At 37.6% G+C, this 14296-nt stretch carries 12 protein-coding genes and 1 pseudogene; 12 read left to right on the forward strand and 1 reads right to left on the reverse strand.

Annotated features, from left to right (window positions below; all coding sequences use genetic code 11):
* Positions 1-256: 256 nt before the first annotated feature.
* The 10 genes and pseudogenes from IGJ87_RS03210 to IGJ87_RS03255 all read left to right on the forward strand — a co-directional run bounded on the left by IGJ87_RS03210 (position 257) and on the right by IGJ87_RS03255 (position 11684).
* Positions 257-937, forward strand: a pseudogene (locus IGJ87_RS03210) (WxL domain-containing protein).
* An 89-nt stretch (positions 938-1026) separates the two neighbouring features.
* Positions 1027-2061 (forward strand): DUF916 and DUF3324 domain-containing protein, encoded by a 1035-nt coding sequence (locus IGJ87_RS03215; RefSeq protein ID WP_002295065.1) that lies wholly within the window; start codon positions 1027-1029, stop codon positions 2059-2061.
* 13 nt (positions 2062-2074) lie between these two features.
* Positions 2075-2410 carry a hypothetical protein gene (locus IGJ87_RS03220; protein WP_002295066.1) on the forward strand — a complete coding sequence of 112 codons (336 nt, stop codon included), beginning with the start codon at positions 2075-2077 and terminating at the stop codon, positions 2408-2410.
* Positions 2394-4874 carry a hypothetical protein gene (locus tag IGJ87_RS03225; protein WP_002303372.1) on the forward strand — a complete coding sequence of 827 codons (2481 nt, stop codon included), beginning with the start codon at positions 2394-2396 and terminating at the stop codon, positions 4872-4874. Before IGJ87_RS03220 ends, IGJ87_RS03225 begins: the two co-directional genes overlap by 17 nt.
* A 55-nt stretch (positions 4875-4929) precedes the next feature.
* Positions 4930-6489 carry a helix-turn-helix domain-containing protein gene (locus tag IGJ87_RS03230; RefSeq protein WP_002305555.1) on the forward strand — a complete coding sequence of 520 codons (1560 nt, stop codon included), beginning with the start codon at positions 4930-4932 and terminating at the stop codon, positions 6487-6489.
* Positions 6486-7850, forward strand: coding sequence for an NAD(P)/FAD-dependent oxidoreductase (locus IGJ87_RS03235; RefSeq protein ID WP_002303371.1), 1365 nt, complete (start codon positions 6486-6488; stop codon positions 7848-7850). The genes IGJ87_RS03230 and IGJ87_RS03235 overlap by 4 nt, the downstream gene beginning before the upstream one ends.
* A gap of 170 nt (positions 7851-8020) precedes the next feature.
* Complete coding sequence (locus tag IGJ87_RS03240) at positions 8021-9091, forward strand: ABC transporter permease (protein ID WP_002295076.1); 1071 nt, start codon at positions 8021-8023, stop codon at positions 9089-9091.
* A gap of 14 nt (positions 9092-9105) precedes the next feature.
* Complete coding sequence (locus tag IGJ87_RS03245) at positions 9106-9774, forward strand: ABC transporter ATP-binding protein (protein WP_002295078.1); 669 nt, start codon at positions 9106-9108, stop codon at positions 9772-9774.
* 19 nt (positions 9775-9793) lie between these two features.
* Positions 9794-10372 carry a TetR/AcrR family transcriptional regulator gene (locus tag IGJ87_RS03250; protein WP_002325848.1) on the forward strand — a complete coding sequence of 193 codons (579 nt, stop codon included), beginning with the start codon at positions 9794-9796 and terminating at the stop codon, positions 10370-10372.
* A 400-nt stretch (positions 10373-10772) separates the two neighbouring features.
* Positions 10773-11684, forward strand: coding sequence for an N-acetylmuramoyl-L-alanine amidase family protein (locus tag IGJ87_RS03255; protein WP_002295084.1), 912 nt, complete (start codon positions 10773-10775; stop codon positions 11682-11684).
* A gap of 377 nt (positions 11685-12061) precedes the next feature.
* Here the strand turns inward: IGJ87_RS03255 and rnhC are convergent, their stop codons facing one another.
* On the reverse strand, positions 12062-12979 hold the full coding sequence (rnhC, locus tag IGJ87_RS03260; RefSeq protein ID WP_002295085.1) for a ribonuclease HIII: 918 nt from the start codon (positions 12977-12979) through the stop codon (positions 12062-12064).
* Between the two features lie 201 nt (positions 12980-13180).
* Between rnhC and zapA the strand changes: the two genes are divergently transcribed.
* Together zapA and IGJ87_RS03270 are read left to right on the forward strand one after the other, a co-directional pair.
* Entirely contained in the window at positions 13181-13618 is a 438-nt protein-coding gene (zapA, locus tag IGJ87_RS03265) for a cell division protein ZapA (RefSeq protein WP_002295087.1), read from the forward strand.
* Between the two features lie 57 nt (positions 13619-13675).
* Positions 13676-14224: a CvpA family protein gene (locus IGJ87_RS03270; RefSeq protein ID WP_002295088.1), complete on the forward strand. Its 549-nt coding sequence runs from the start codon at positions 13676-13678 to the stop codon at positions 14222-14224.
* Positions 14225-14296 lie beyond the last annotated feature (72 nt).

Raw genomic sequence — 14296 nt, forward strand, 5'->3', positions numbered from 1 at the left:
GCGGCAGATGATGCCGTACTCCTATTTTTATAGTTCAAGGATGTCACTAATAGAATAATTTGAAACGAAAAAATAAAATTGAAATATTTTTTCATACTTAATAAAAAAGGAAGAATATTCATGTAAACGATTTTATTGTTTTTTTCTCTTTTATACAAAAAGGGTCATAATTTCAAGTAAGCGGATGAATTCATGAGGATTTTTTGCATACTGTCTCTACTATACTTAGGTCACTAAGAAAAAGGAGTGATTTATTATGAAAAAGAACATGATTGGGACATTATTACTTTCAACACTTCTTCTAGGCGGCTTGGCAACACCAGCTTTTGCTGAGGGTCAAGCGACTTCAAAAGGAGATATTACCTTTACTGAACCAACAAATACCGTGGAGCCTCTTAACCCTACTGATCCTTCAAAACCAGTAGAGCCAGCAGATCCGGAAAATCCAGCAACTGGCCAGACAGGTCCTTTAACACTGGATGTAGTTCCCGAATTGCCATTTGGTACACACGAGATTGAAAGCGGAACAAAAACGTATCAAGTAGACGCTTCAAAAAACGATACACCTTATCTCTAAGTATCAGATCGTCGAGGTGTAGGTGCAGATGGCCAAGCACAAGGGTGGAACGTGACAGTTTCGGTTTCAGATTTTGTAAACGGTTCACAAGTTTTGCAAGGCGCTGAATTAGATTTTGGAACATCCACTGTTAAAAGTACGTCAGATAACGAATCCACTGGACCAACTAGTCAAACTGTAACTGGGTTGAGTAAAGCAAGTGCAGCGACACCAATATTTACAGCAGCAAAAGATCAAGGTCTGGGAACATGGCTTTCTGTTTATGATCCAGCAAATATCACACTGAAAGTGCCGAAAGCAGCAGCTGGAACATTCACGGCTGATTTGACTTGGAACCTCGTGGCTGGCCCAGTAGCATAGAGTATGAAATAAATTCAACAAACTGCGGTGAAAATACTATAGGTGAAGGATTTTTTACCGCAGTTGTTGTTGAAAGGATGTGGTGGACAATGAATCAAAGTAAACGACTGTTTGTTTCGTTTTTTTCTATTTTAAGTCTATTTTTCATTTTTCCGTCAATCAGCCAAGCAAAGGATTCAGCAGGAGACTTTGGAATCAAACCGGTATTTCCAGAGAACCAAATAGATAAAGCAATCGGTTATTTTGATTTATTAGTGGCACCGGAACAAAATCAGACACTAGAAGTAATTATCAGCAATTCTTCAGATGAAGAACGAACATTTGAGGTCTCTGTCAATCCGGCGGTAACGAGTGATGGTGGAACGATCGATTATAGTCAAAAAAACCCAACGTTAGATGAGACATTGCCGTTTGATGTCCGTGACGTTTTGCTCATTGCGAAAAAGGAAATCAATGTATCAGCACATGCAGAAACAACTGTACCTATAGAAGTGAAAATCCCAGCAAAAAGCTTTAAGGGACGTGTATTAGCGGGTATTCATGTTTCACCTAAAGAAGAAGCTGAAACAGAAAATGCTACAGAAGGAGCACAAATCAAAAATCGTATTGCTTATAATCTCGCAGTCGTTTTACAAGAAAGTCAAGAGACGATAGAACCGGATCTGAAACTTTTATCAGGAGATTTGGACGAGGTCAACGCAAAGCCAACTGTTCAGCTTCGTTTCCAAAATCCTCAGCCTAGGATTATCAGCAATTTGATATTTACGAGCAAGATCTTTTATGAAAATCAGCTTTATATTGAAAATACGTCTAATGCATTTTTAGTTGCACCAAATTCGAATTTTCACTTGAATCTTGATTTAGCTGGTGATAAAGCAAAAGCCGGCGATTACCGCGCAGAAATCATAGCAAAATCAGGCGACAGTAATGAATGGCGATTTACACAAAACTTTACGATCAAAAAAGAAAAAGCACAAAAAGTAAATGAAAATTCCGTTTTTGCAGTACAAGAACAATCTTTCCCATGGCTTTATGCAGGATTGGTTGCTGCAGTTCTAGTGTTATGGTTGATTTTGCTGTTTTTGTGGGTCCACAAGAAAAAGAAAAAAGGAGAAACAACATGATGAGGTGATTTCGTTGAAAACATCGATCTTATTGGGAGGGATTATTGCAAGTTTGCTGTTCTTCAGCTGGCAAGAGCCAGTCCAAGCAGATACCAAAAGTTCAGGTACGATTACATTTTATGATCTAAGTCCAATTCCGCATCCAAGTGGTTCAGTCAATGGCGCATCAAAACAGCAGACACAGCTACCGATTTATAAAGAATCTAATCAACATGGCGTATTCCCGGAGACGAATGAACAAAAGATCCGTTTTCTTTATTTGATCATTGGTATAGAATTATGGCTTCTTGCGTGGTTGTTGTTATGGAGAAGAAAGGAAAAGGAGGATGAACATGTTGCTACAAAATAAATTTTCATTTTTTCGCTCCTTCTTTTTTACTTCGCTTTTTGTTTTAAGTATATTTATCTTTTCACCTTCGGCAGAAGCTGTTGGAGCAACGCCTCCTGCCATTTCTTATGATCCATACACGTATGAAAATATCGTACCTCCAAATGGTGGACGTAGTGCAGTCAATGGCGGGAAGCTTGTCCAACTAACTGGGGCTAACCAATTGCCTAAATTGACTGCTACTTATTTGAACGATGGTTCAAATGATCCTTGGAAAGGTGGCACGGTCCGTTTTCATTGGGAAAGCCATGTGAAACTAACAAATGTACTTGATTTGGTGAATATCACTGCACAAGGATTTGCATTTGTGGCGATCATCAATTTGCCGGAACATGTATCAAGCAGTGATGTATTAAAAGCAATTGACTGGAACAACGCCTACTTGTATATTGCCGGTGCCCCCATCAAGGTTACTAGCGGAAGTTTATTATCAGCAGGAAGCCATACCTTGCGTTTTGGGATGGGGTCGTGGGATACAAATACTCTATTGACAGATATTATTGCTATTATTACGCGAGGCGAATTCAACGTGGACGATATCCCGCTTCAATTTGATGTTACAGCTAATGTCGCGAAGATGACAGAAAACGGAGATAAATATGATACGAGTCCAAACAAAATTTTGACCAAGGGTAAATTACAACCTTCTATGTCTAAAAAGGCCGTTTTTTCTGTTGATTTTTATGATTCGAATAATATTATCCAAGATCGTATGTTCAATTCGATTTTAGCTCCAGCTGCAGGTAGATTTTATCCTAAATTAACTGGCGGAAACTTGAATCCAGGAGCATATGCATTTTCTGCAAGTGCAGAGATAAATACGTGGAATAGTTACATCTCACCAAGTGATTCAACAGGAAAATATAATACATTTGCTGATACCACAGAATACGTGGATGGAAATAACCAGAACCTTCCAGGCTCTACCAATAGTCGGACATTGACGATGGGGCTGACTGAAGGACGTTTTGATCAGTTGCCATTTAGTCGCTTTGATCGCGTAGTCAACTATTTTACAGGAAAAAACGTTACACAAGGAGCAATACTGACTCATACTCCAGCAAGCACAAGTGGATTGAATCAGACAGCCAATATCGTGTACAGTGGGAAAGATGCGCAAGGCGGATTGCTTTCTCCTGTTGCTTTAAAGGTATTGGAGCAGTACAAGCTAGACGGAACGGTTTTACCAACAAACTTAACAGCCGATAGTCAGTGGGGAAAGCTCCTTTCTTCTGCATCGTACCAAGTCACGGCCAATTGGTCAGCAACTGAACTAAAAAAGGGTTCGATCCATTACAGGCTTTATTCGAAAGGAACCCAAAAATTAGCGACAGGATGGACAGATCAACTTTTCCAAACGATCCAATCAAATAACGGGGGTGTAAATACAGCTACTTCTACACTACCTGCATTGGCTTCAGGGCAATATTATTTTGATTATCGCTTGGTGGACGATGTACTTACTAACATGTATCCGTCTTTTGCGTACAAATGGCAGTCTGAACAAGCTGGAATCACCACTCTTCCTCAAATAACAGTGGCTAATTTTCCATCTGTGAGTGCAGATAGTCAGCTAAAAAACCTTAGCAGACAACCTGAGACAGGAGATCCCCTGTCTGCTCTATCAGGAGATACGATTCAAGAAAATGTGACATTCACGTTAACAAAATCTGGGGATGCGATAACCGACAAAAAAATCACGATCTCACTTCCTGAAAATACTACTTATATCAATGGTTCCTTAAAATTAAATGGTACAACTATCGCAGATACCGGCATTCAACAAGGAGTTTCTGTCCCAGCAGATCTATTGAGCAAAATAGGAGATACCATTCATCTTACTTACAACTATCAATTAAATACTGTAGATACTTCTTTACAATCCGTCAGCATACTGACAAAGGCAGCTGTACTTTCCAGCAATATTACATTAGCAGATGGTGCTAAGCTTCCTAACCCAGTTGTCCAAACATCTGCTAAAACAATTCTTGTCCCCAAACAAGAATTAACATTAGTTAATGTACCAGATGATTTTACATTTGGTAACGATCTCCCCAAACCGTTGAAGACAAGTTATTATGAATCAAAAGGCGATTTTTCTTTTGATGTGCGGGATACTCGGCTTCCAAGCACGTCTCCTTGGCAACTGACAGGTACATTGACTTCTTTATTTAAGAATGATCAAGGTCAAGAATTAAGCGGAACAAAATTATACTTCAATCATTCTGGATCAAAGCAATTGATTCAGCAAGGTCAAAACACGTTGATTTATGAGAGTGATGGAACAGCTAAAGGAGAGGTTCTCGTTGACTTTCCCGATACCGATGGTTTACTCTTAGAGGTAAATAGCAGTACGAATGCTCAACCTGGCGCAACGTATCAAGGCATGGTCACATGGGAACTGACAGCTGGGCCAACCAGCTAAGTGATTAGAATTTGTATGGATCTGTGATAACTGTCACAGATCCTCTTTTTCAAGGATGAGAAGGAAACTTCTGCTGTTAAAATCAGAAATGCTTGAAGGAGTGGACTTGGAACTTTTCAGTTTGCTTGAAAAAAATGAACAACGGCAAATCAAACTTTTCCAACTTTTATTAGAGGAAAAAGGAGAGGTTTCCGTTAATAACGTACTTACCCGCTTATCAGTTGATCGGGCTACCTTGAAAGAAGATCTGTTTTATTTACAAGCTAACTTGGAAAATATCAAACAATTGGAAATTGTTATCCAAGAAGGGAATATTTTATTAATCAGACATGGAAATATAGCAGCAGTCGATGTTTATTATCATTGTTACTTGCGCTATTCTACAAAATATCAGATACTTCTTTATCTGTTGGAAAATGGCTCATTTGATCGGCAGAAACTTGTCATGGAACTTAATATCAGTTCGGCTACTTTGTCTCGCAGAGTGAAGGAATTAAATGATTCTTTAAATGAGTTTCATCTGAAAATAAAAAGCGGGCGGCTGACCGGTCCAGAAAGTCAAATTCGTTATTTTTATTTCCAATTATTTTGGTTTGGACGTCCCTATCTTGAAAACAAAAAAGAATACAGTGATTTATCAGGAAACACTTTTTTAGATCTGCTGCAAAAAGAGTTTAGTTTTGCTATTACAGAAGAAGGACGATTGAAATTTGAAATATGGCTTTCCATTATGAAGAAGCGAATGCGCTGTACGAAAAAATCCAAACCAGATTATAGCAATCTTCCTGTTGGATTGTTTCAAACGACACAATTTTTATTGGACCTCCATACATTTTTGACCCGTTACTTCTTTCAATATGCCTTTCCTTGGAATCAAAATGAAACGTTGGTTTTTTATCTTTTCATGATCAGTAACTTTACATTAGATACACATAACTCGCATGTCCAGGAGTTTTTGATAAGCGAAAAATACAAAGACGACGTAGTAGCTCAATTGAATCGAACGTTTAAACAATCGATAGAAGAATATTTCTCTTTTTATGTTTTTCCAGAAGAGATTTCGCAAAAGATTGCGTTGACAGTGATGCAAAATCACGCTCATTTTGCCTATTTTAGAGGATGGATGAATATTTTTGGCCAAGAAGGATTAAAACAGCGGTTAACTGAAGTAGAAGATAAACAATTCCTGGTTTTATGTGAAAGATTGGTCAGACAAACATTTGCTATTGTTGATTTTACTGAAGTAGACGAGGAAAATGCCCGCTTTGAATTATTTGCTCGCTATGCATCTATTTTACGGACGCTGATCAAGCAGTTAGAATTACGTCTGCAAATTGCTTATGATCTTCCTTATGAAAGGCTAATGGCGGATATCGTGAAAGAAATCATCCAGGAACAATTGCTGAATACGATCAAATATGATTTAGTCGAATACGAGAAAGAAAAGCAGTATGATATCATTTTGACTAGCCAATTGAAAGAGTACCCGTCACAGAAGTCCGCTAAAGTTTTTGTATTCACTAGCAACGAATATAATTATGATTTCCCCTATTTGAACCAATTTTTAAAAGAATGTTATTTAGAAAAATTGAATTTAAGGATGAATAAAACATGAAAATCGTGATCATTGGTGCTTCCCATGAAGGCATCACAGCTGCCCTAAATCTAAGAAAACTTCAACCGAAAGCAGAAGTTTTACTGATCGATGAAGATCATAAAGATGGACTAGGCTATGTTTCAAATGGAATCAACCTTTATTTAAAAGGAAAGATACGTAGTTTAGCTGAAGTTGCCCATAACATGCGGACTCTTCAAGAAAGTGGGGCAAAACTGATCACCGAATGGAGAGTAACTGAACTTGATCCAGACAAACATCAGCTCATCCTCGCATCCAAAGAAGGAAAAAACGAGACCATAACCTATGATAAATTAATCGTAGCGACAGGTTCCTCTCCTGTCACCTTGTATAAACAAATTGAAGCTGAAAATGTCTACACCTATAAAAATCTAGTGCAATCTAAGCAAGTACTTGCCGCTTTAAAAGAAGCAAAAGAAGTAGTGATCTTCGGTGCTGGTTACATTGGATTGGAATTAGCAGATGCTTTGAGAAATAAAGGATACATTATTCATCTAGTTGATTATATGCCGAATGTTTTATCAAGATATTTCGATAAGGATATGATCAACAGTTTTCAAAATCAGCTGCAAACTAAGCAAATAAATTTTTATCCAAATGAATTCTTGATCGATTGGAAAAAATCAGAAGAGAAAGTAGTATCCGTACAACTTCTGTCTCAAACAATAAAGGCAGATATGGTCATTTTTTCTGCCCAAACTCGTCCTAATACGACATTGTTAAAAGAAAAAGTGGCTTTGTATGAGGATGAGACTGTGATAGTCAATGAATATCTGCAGACAAGTGATCCGGACATCTATGCGATTGGAGATATCGTCCCAGTCAGTTTTGACAAAAATAAACGGCATCTCTTTTTACCTTTAGTTACTCGAGCTGTACATATGGCAAGAGCAGTAGCGCTAACTTTGAGTGGTCAGCCAACCGCTTACGACCTCAGACAAAAGATAACAGCAGCAGTCATTATAGACTACTTTTTAGGAACTGTAGGGCTGACAGAAGATGAAGCGCCATTCTTGGAACAAAATACCGGTTCGTGTTCAGGAGAATTTGATCTATTTCCACAATACGACGAAGAAAACAAAACAGTAAATGCAAAGCTGATCTACCATCCGGATACATTAGAAATAATTGGCGGACAGCTGATAAGCCAAGAATTCTTATTATCAGATTTGAACCTGCTTGCGGATATCGTGAAACACAAAACTACGATTCCACAGCTAGCAGTTGAGGATTTTGGATTTCTGTCTGAATACACCTCTCGTTTTCACTACCTCAATGAGTTAGCTTTTAAAGTACTAGCTAAGAGAGCAAATAGCAATAGAGTAGATAAAAGACTGTGAGAAATATCACGGTCTTTTATTGTGTGGGGATATAATAAATATTAATCAATCGAGAATAAAAAATTCATATAATGAAATAGCGGAAGAATTTTTTGAGCATAATATTCGCCAAAAATTTATCAAGTGATAAAATTGTTGTATAAAATGATTATTTCAGGAGGAGGAGTTAAATGTTTTTAGCATTAAATGAAATTATGCATTCAAAGTTACGTTATGCGTTAGTTGCAGGGGTGATGTTTTTGATCGCCTACCTGGTATTTTTTTTGACTGGGTTAGCTTATGGCTTAGCTCAAGATAATCGAACAGCAGTCGACAAGTGGGAGGCAGATTCGATTGTGCTTTCGAAAGATGCAAATTCAAATCTAGGGATGTCCATGATTACTAAGAAGATAGCAGAAGAAGTCGAAGGTGGGAAAGTGGCGTATCTTGCCCAAACACCTGGAGTCGTGACTAGTAAAGACAGTACAGAAGAAGGAAAAATCAATGTTAGCTTCTTCGGTATCGATAAAAATCAATTCATCATGCCCAATCTTGTTGAAGGAAAAGCTTTTGATAACGATGATGAGGCAGTAGGCGATATTAGTTTGAAAGAAGAATATGGTCTAGCCATAGGAGATACAGTTAAGTTATCTGGTAGTGACAAGACGTTTAAACTAACTGGCTTTACGGATCATGCCAAATTCAATGTCTCACCAGTTCTCTATACAACCATCAATGCTTACCAAGAAATCCGCTTCGAAAAAGAAGATACAAGTGAAAATGCACGGATTAACGCAATAGTTGTCAGAGGTAAAATCAGTAATTTACCTGAAGATTTAGAACAGATCAAAATTTCTAAATTCATCAATGAATTACCTGGATATAATGCGCAAGTATTGACTTTTGGATTTATGATCGGATTTTTGATCGTTATTGCGGCTATTGTGATCGGGATTTTCATTTATGTACTGACGATGCAAAAGATTAATATCTTTGGTGTAATGAAAGCACAAGGGATCACAGGAGGATTTATTGCGCGTTCTGTAGTGGCACAAACATTCATTTTATCATTTGTTGGTATTCTTCTTGGTCTATTAGGAACAGTGGGAACATCCCTTGTTCTACCTGATGCGGTTCCATTCCAAAGCAATTGGCTGTTTTTTGGCGTCATTAGCTTGTTGATGTTAGTAGTAGCTGTGTTAGGCGCACTATTTTCTGTTCGGACAATCGTAAAAATCGATCCGTTGAAGGCAATTGGATAAGAAGGAGGAAGAACATGAAAGCAATAGAATTTAAAGAAGTAGAAAAAAGTTTCCAAGATGGCGACCAAGTAGTTAAAGCATTGAAAGAAACAACCATGAGTATCGATAAAGGGGAATTTGTTGCAATCATCGGTCCTTCTGGTTCAGGTAAAAGTACTTTTTTGACTTTGGCAGGCGGATTGCAGACGCCTAGCAGTGGCTCTGTATTTATCAATGATCAAGAATTCAGTAATCAAAAAGAAAGCGAACGCGTTAAACTACGTTTTAAAGAAATTGGCTTTATTTTGCAAGCTTCCAATCTGGTTCCTTTTCTGACAGTAAAAAAGCAGTTATTATTAGTAGATAAGATTAAACATGAACATCGTCAAAAAGAAGCAAACGAATTATTTGAGCAGCTTGGCGTGGATAAGTTGATCAACAAGTATCCAGAAGAACTATCTGGTGGAGAACGGCAAAGGGTCGCAATCGCTCGTGCATTGTACAATGATCCGTCCATTATTCTAGCAGATGAACCAACTGCTAGTTTGGATTCAGAAAAGGCACGAGAAGTAGTCGATATCTTGGCAAAAGAATCAAAAGACAAAAATAAAGCAACGATCATGGTTACTCACGATACACGGCTGATTGACAAATGCGATAGAATATTTATGATGGAAGATGGTGTATTGAAAGAAAAAGAATAACCAAAAAGCAGGTGGAAAAATGGTCCATCGATACAACAAAGATACACAGCAAAAAATTTTGAAAGAAGCGACTGACTTGTTTATGTCCAAGGGATATCTCGGCACTTCAACAAGAGAAATCGCACAAAAAGTTGGGATCACCCAGCCCAATCTCTATCATTATTTCGGTGATAAAGAAAAACTATATACGGCAGTTTTAGAAAACCACTTAAAAGATGTTGGAAAAGCTTTGAGAGAAATCGTTCAAACAAGCGAAACGGGATTTCAAGTAACCTTGACAAAAATGGCGCAGTTTTTGATTGAGACACATCTGGTCGATTTGTTTCTGATGCTTCACGATCTTGAAAGCAATCTTTCAAAGGAAACAAGAGATCATCTTTTCTTTCTATGGAAGAAAAATTATCGTGAACCTTTTGAAGAAATCTTTTCAGCAAACCAATCTGTGCTAAGAAATGGGATTTCAAAAGAAATCGCAGCAAGGCATTTTTTCTTAGTGTTAACACCTTACATCACTCGGTCGAAAAGACCTGTGGAAGAACCGCTAAATGTGGCGCAATTGATCGATTTATATTTGAATGGTGTATTAGGAGAAGCGTAAAGCTGTTATATAGGGAGAAAATAGTTAGGTGAAGAAGCAAGATATGACGAAGATCGTTATATCTTGCTTCTTTATATAGGTAGTTTTTCATAAATACAAATTTGTTATTCTCTCATGATTATCAGGGTATATTTTTATTTATTATGTCGGTGTTCCAGGAAGTGTTTTAATTTAATAACGAAGAAATTAATTGTTTGTAGAATGAAGGAAACTATTTATTGGGTAGATGAATCACCACGAATAGTCAAAAGGAGATTTCAGGATATGCCAAAAATGAAAAAAATCATTTTAGCAGTAATGTTATTTTCTACGGTTATATCTTTTACAGCCCCTTTTTTGCTTACTTAAGCTGATTTTAAGTTTTGGCCCTTAGTCTGGATCTACGAGGTGAGAGTCAAGAATGAAAAAAATAATTGGAGCTTTTGTATTTGCAATCATTATCATTATTATCTGTTTTCAAATAGATGTTTTTGGTCAAAAAAAGATAGTTGGACAAACGGTCAGCAGTACGAACAGTACGGTTACAAAGACAAAGGAATCATTTGATGATACAGAACAAGAGACATTAATCAAAATCGGAAAAAATGACCGTACACTATATACAGATGACTCGCTAACTACCCCACTTGCAACTATAAACGGCGGAGAGCTGGCGGAGTTTCTTTCTGAAACAAAAAATGCTTATCAGATCAAGACAAATGATGGCTATACTGGATATTTAGCCCTCGAAGATGGAACCAAAGTCACAAAGAATATACAAACAAAACCGGAAGAGCTATCTGATGCAGTGATTGTATTAGATCCTGGGCATGGCGGAAATGATACTGGGGCATTAAGCAATGATGAACAAACAGAAGAAAAAGATATAACATTAAGTACAGCCATAAAAGTAAAAAAGGCGCTAGAGGATGCTGGAGCAACGGTTTATTTGACCCATACTACAGATGAATTAGTACAGCTTGGAGATATATGCGACTACAGTGAAGAAAAAAAGGCAGATGTCTTTATCAGTTTACACGCAGACTCTACGGAATATGCGAATGAAGCAACTGGAATCACGACATATTATTACTATGGACAAGAGGAAACATTAGCACAGACAATTGCTGACTCCTTCACTGATCTGCCTCTGGATTCAAGAGGAATCTCCACTGGGAACTATCAAGTTCTTCGAGAAAATCTTCAACCTTCTATTTTAATCGAGATGGGTTATATGAATAATGATAGTGATTTAAAGGAATTAGTAACAGACAGTTATCAGCAGCAGATTGCTGCAAGTTTGACACAAGCATTGACCACTTATTTTCAGTAATAAATAAGCCCAGCCAAACAAAAATAGCTCCTCATATTTTTCGTTTGGCCGGGCTTATTATCGCAGATGCAAGCTTTTAAACACCGTTTAAGGAAGAGGTCGTGAGCCTGCCGTTCAACTCTGAGTCACAAGGAGCAATTTCAAAAAACAGCTTCTCATGTTTGATGACTATTGTGACTTGTGACCGAGGAGTTGGCATGAGAACACCGTTTAAGAAAAAGGTTGTGAAATCAACGTTTTGTTCTGAGTATTAGAGAAACAAACGGAAAAATAGTTCCTCATATTTTGCCGTTTGTTGAGCTAATACCGAGGATCAGATGATTGAACACCGTTTATTCGGAACAAGGGACTGTGACATGACTTTTGTCACAGTTCCATTATTTTTTTAGTAGCTTCAAAGCTTTTTCTGTATTGGCAAAATGAAGTTTGGCATATTTTTCAAGCATAGGCATGCCGCCTTTCTCCAATAGTTTTGCCGCTACTTGGTCAGATTTCGTTCCAGCTCCTGACGGAAGGGTGATTCCAGCTTCAGCTGATGCTTTGTCTAACTCTTCCAAAAAGCTGGCACGACTGATGATAGAAGCAGCAGCAACAGCTAAATGATATTGTTCTCCTTTAGTAACGAAGTACAGTTTTTCTTGTAATTGATTTTTTTCTAAACGCGCATATTTTTTAAAATTTGCTTCCGGCGTAAACTGATCGATCAAAATCGCTTCTGGTTTTTCTGGCTCGATTTTTTTTAGCAGCAAATGGATCGCTTGATTGTGCAAAGCGACTTTCATCCGAACGGCATTGTATTTTGGTTGGATCTCATTGTATTTTTCTGGAGATAAGACAAGCAGTTTATAGGGGATGGTTTTTTTTAAGATGTCAGCAAGCTGGATGATTTGGCTATCTTTTAACTCTTTTGAATCTCTAACACCAAGTTTACGTAATTCTGCAAGCTGATCACGTTTCACATAAGCAGCACATACTGTTAGCGGACCGAAATAGCTGCCATTTCCGACCTCATCACTACCTAAAACGGATAATTGACTGATATTTTTTGGCAAAGAAGAGGCTGTTTTTGCTGGCTTGGCTTGTTTATCCTGTGCCTCCCCCCATTTATCAGCTTCTATTGCTGCATTCGTACCTTGAAACATCACTTTTCCGGATGTATAAGCGGTAATGGTCGTCCCGTCTTTTTTTGCAGCAAAGCTAGTATAAGGAATCTGTTTATTTAACAAATAAGAGCGATAGTATGCTTTCATTTGACTAAGTTGGTCGTTTGTTGCTTTGATAATGACGTTGCTCATAAAATTCTCCTCGTTTTTATACATAAAACTATACCGCAACTCACGACTTTTCGTTTTCTAAGAGATTGCGAGACATAGCATTTTTTTAAAGTTTATCATATAATAGTTAAGTATGTGAAAAATATTTGTGGAGAACGGTGAAAGAACCAACTTCATGGTACACTAAATAAAACTTTCATCAAATAGGAGGAAATGATTCGTATGGCGCACGAAAAAACACGCTACAAAGCGGTGATTGCCAACCAAACATATACTATTATCGGACGGGAAACCAAGCATCATATGGATATCGTAACGAAGCTGATCAATGAACAGTTAGCAGAATTGAAACAATTATCACCACAAATGGATAATGAACAAGCAGCAATCTTGATGGCTGTCAATGCGCTTTCGGATCAATTGAAGAAACAAGAAAGAATATTGGAGCTGGAAGAAGAAACAGCAGAATTAAAGAAAAAAATGATCAAATTTACAGAGCTTGAAAATCGTGTGAAACGCATTGAAGCAATCGAGAACGAAGCTCGGGAAGTATTGAAAGAAAATGGTCAAGCAGATCATACCATTAAAAATCATGTGGAAGCACAACAGATTTTAAACGAGAAACGAAAAGGACAAATTAAACAAAAATCTTCTAATTAAGATCCTTTTATCAAAATAAGAAAAATTTAAAAAAGTTAGAAGAGAAAGGAACGTAGCATGCTGAGTTTGCTGATTTTATTTTTATTGCTAATTGCGTTTTTTTCTGGAGCACGTCGCGGGTTTGCTTTGCAAATCATATTCGCGATTGGATATGTATTGTCATTTATTGCTGCCCAGCATTTTTACAAACCATTAGCAAGTCATTTGGAATTATACATTCCATACCCAGCTGTCACCCCAACATCAAAGTTAGCATTTTTTGATCAGGTATTTGCCTTTCACCTAGATGAAGCTTTTTATGCAGGAACTGCTTTTCTGATTATTTTGCTAATTGGCTGGCTGCTTACCCGATTTGTGGGGGTTTTTGTCCATGGATTGACGTATGTGCCGATCTTGAGACAGGTAGACTGGATTGCAGGAGGCATCCTGTCACTAATCATGGCTTACGTTACTATATTTTTGATTTTGCAGTTACTTGCCTTTGTTCCATTAGATGTGGTCCAAAATCAATTCGGCGAGCATAGTTTCGCTCGTTTTATCGTTGAGAGAACGCCATTTCTTACCAACAAGATGTATGAGCTTTGGGTAACGAATATTTTGAATTAAGGAAAATAGTGCTGGAAAATATTTCGTTTTTTGTACAGAGTAGTTTATTTAAGAAGGCTGCGTAGCGTATGT

Origin of the sequence: Enterococcus sp. DIV1411a, from assembly GCF_050531945.1 — a bacterium.
GTDB lineage: Bacteria > Bacillota > Bacilli > Lactobacillales > Enterococcaceae > Enterococcus_B > Enterococcus_B faecium.

Bases quoted from the DNA above. Each gene is read 5' to 3' on its own strand.
- IGJ87_RS03245 (WP_002295078.1), top strand. From the start codon at position 9,106: ATGAAAGCAATAGAATTTAAAGAAGTAGAAAAAAGTTTCCAAGATGGC.
- IGJ87_RS03230 (WP_002305555.1), top strand. From the start codon at position 4,930: ATGAGAAGGAAACTTCTGCTGTTAAAATCAGAAATGCTTGAAGGAGTG.
- IGJ87_RS03255 (WP_002295084.1), top strand. From the start codon at position 10,773: ATGAAAAAAATAATTGGAGCTTTTGTATTTGCAATCATTATCATTATT.
- IGJ87_RS03270 (WP_002295088.1), top strand. From the start codon at position 13,676: ATGCTGAGTTTGCTGATTTTATTTTTATTGCTAATTGCGTTTTTTTCT.
- IGJ87_RS03240 (WP_002295076.1), top strand. From the start codon at position 8,021: ATGTTTTTAGCATTAAATGAAATTATGCATTCAAAGTTACGTTATGCG.
- IGJ87_RS03250 (WP_002325848.1), top strand. From the start codon at position 9,794: ATGGTCCATCGATACAACAAAGATACACAGCAAAAAATTTTGAAAGAA.
- IGJ87_RS03215 (WP_002295065.1), top strand. From the start codon at position 1,027: ATGAATCAAAGTAAACGACTGTTTGTTTCGTTTTTTTCTATTTTAAGT.
- IGJ87_RS03235 (WP_002303371.1), top strand. From the start codon at position 6,486: ATGAAAATCGTGATCATTGGTGCTTCCCATGAAGGCATCACAGCTGCC.
- rnhC (WP_002295085.1), bottom strand. From the start codon at position 12,979: ATGAGCAACGTCATTATCAAAGCAACAAACGACCAACTTAGTCAAATG.
- zapA (WP_002295087.1), top strand. From the start codon at position 13,181: ATGGCGCACGAAAAAACACGCTACAAAGCGGTGATTGCCAACCAAACA.
- IGJ87_RS03225 (WP_002303372.1), top strand. From the start codon at position 2,394: ATGTTGCTACAAAATAAATTTTCATTTTTTCGCTCCTTCTTTTTTACT.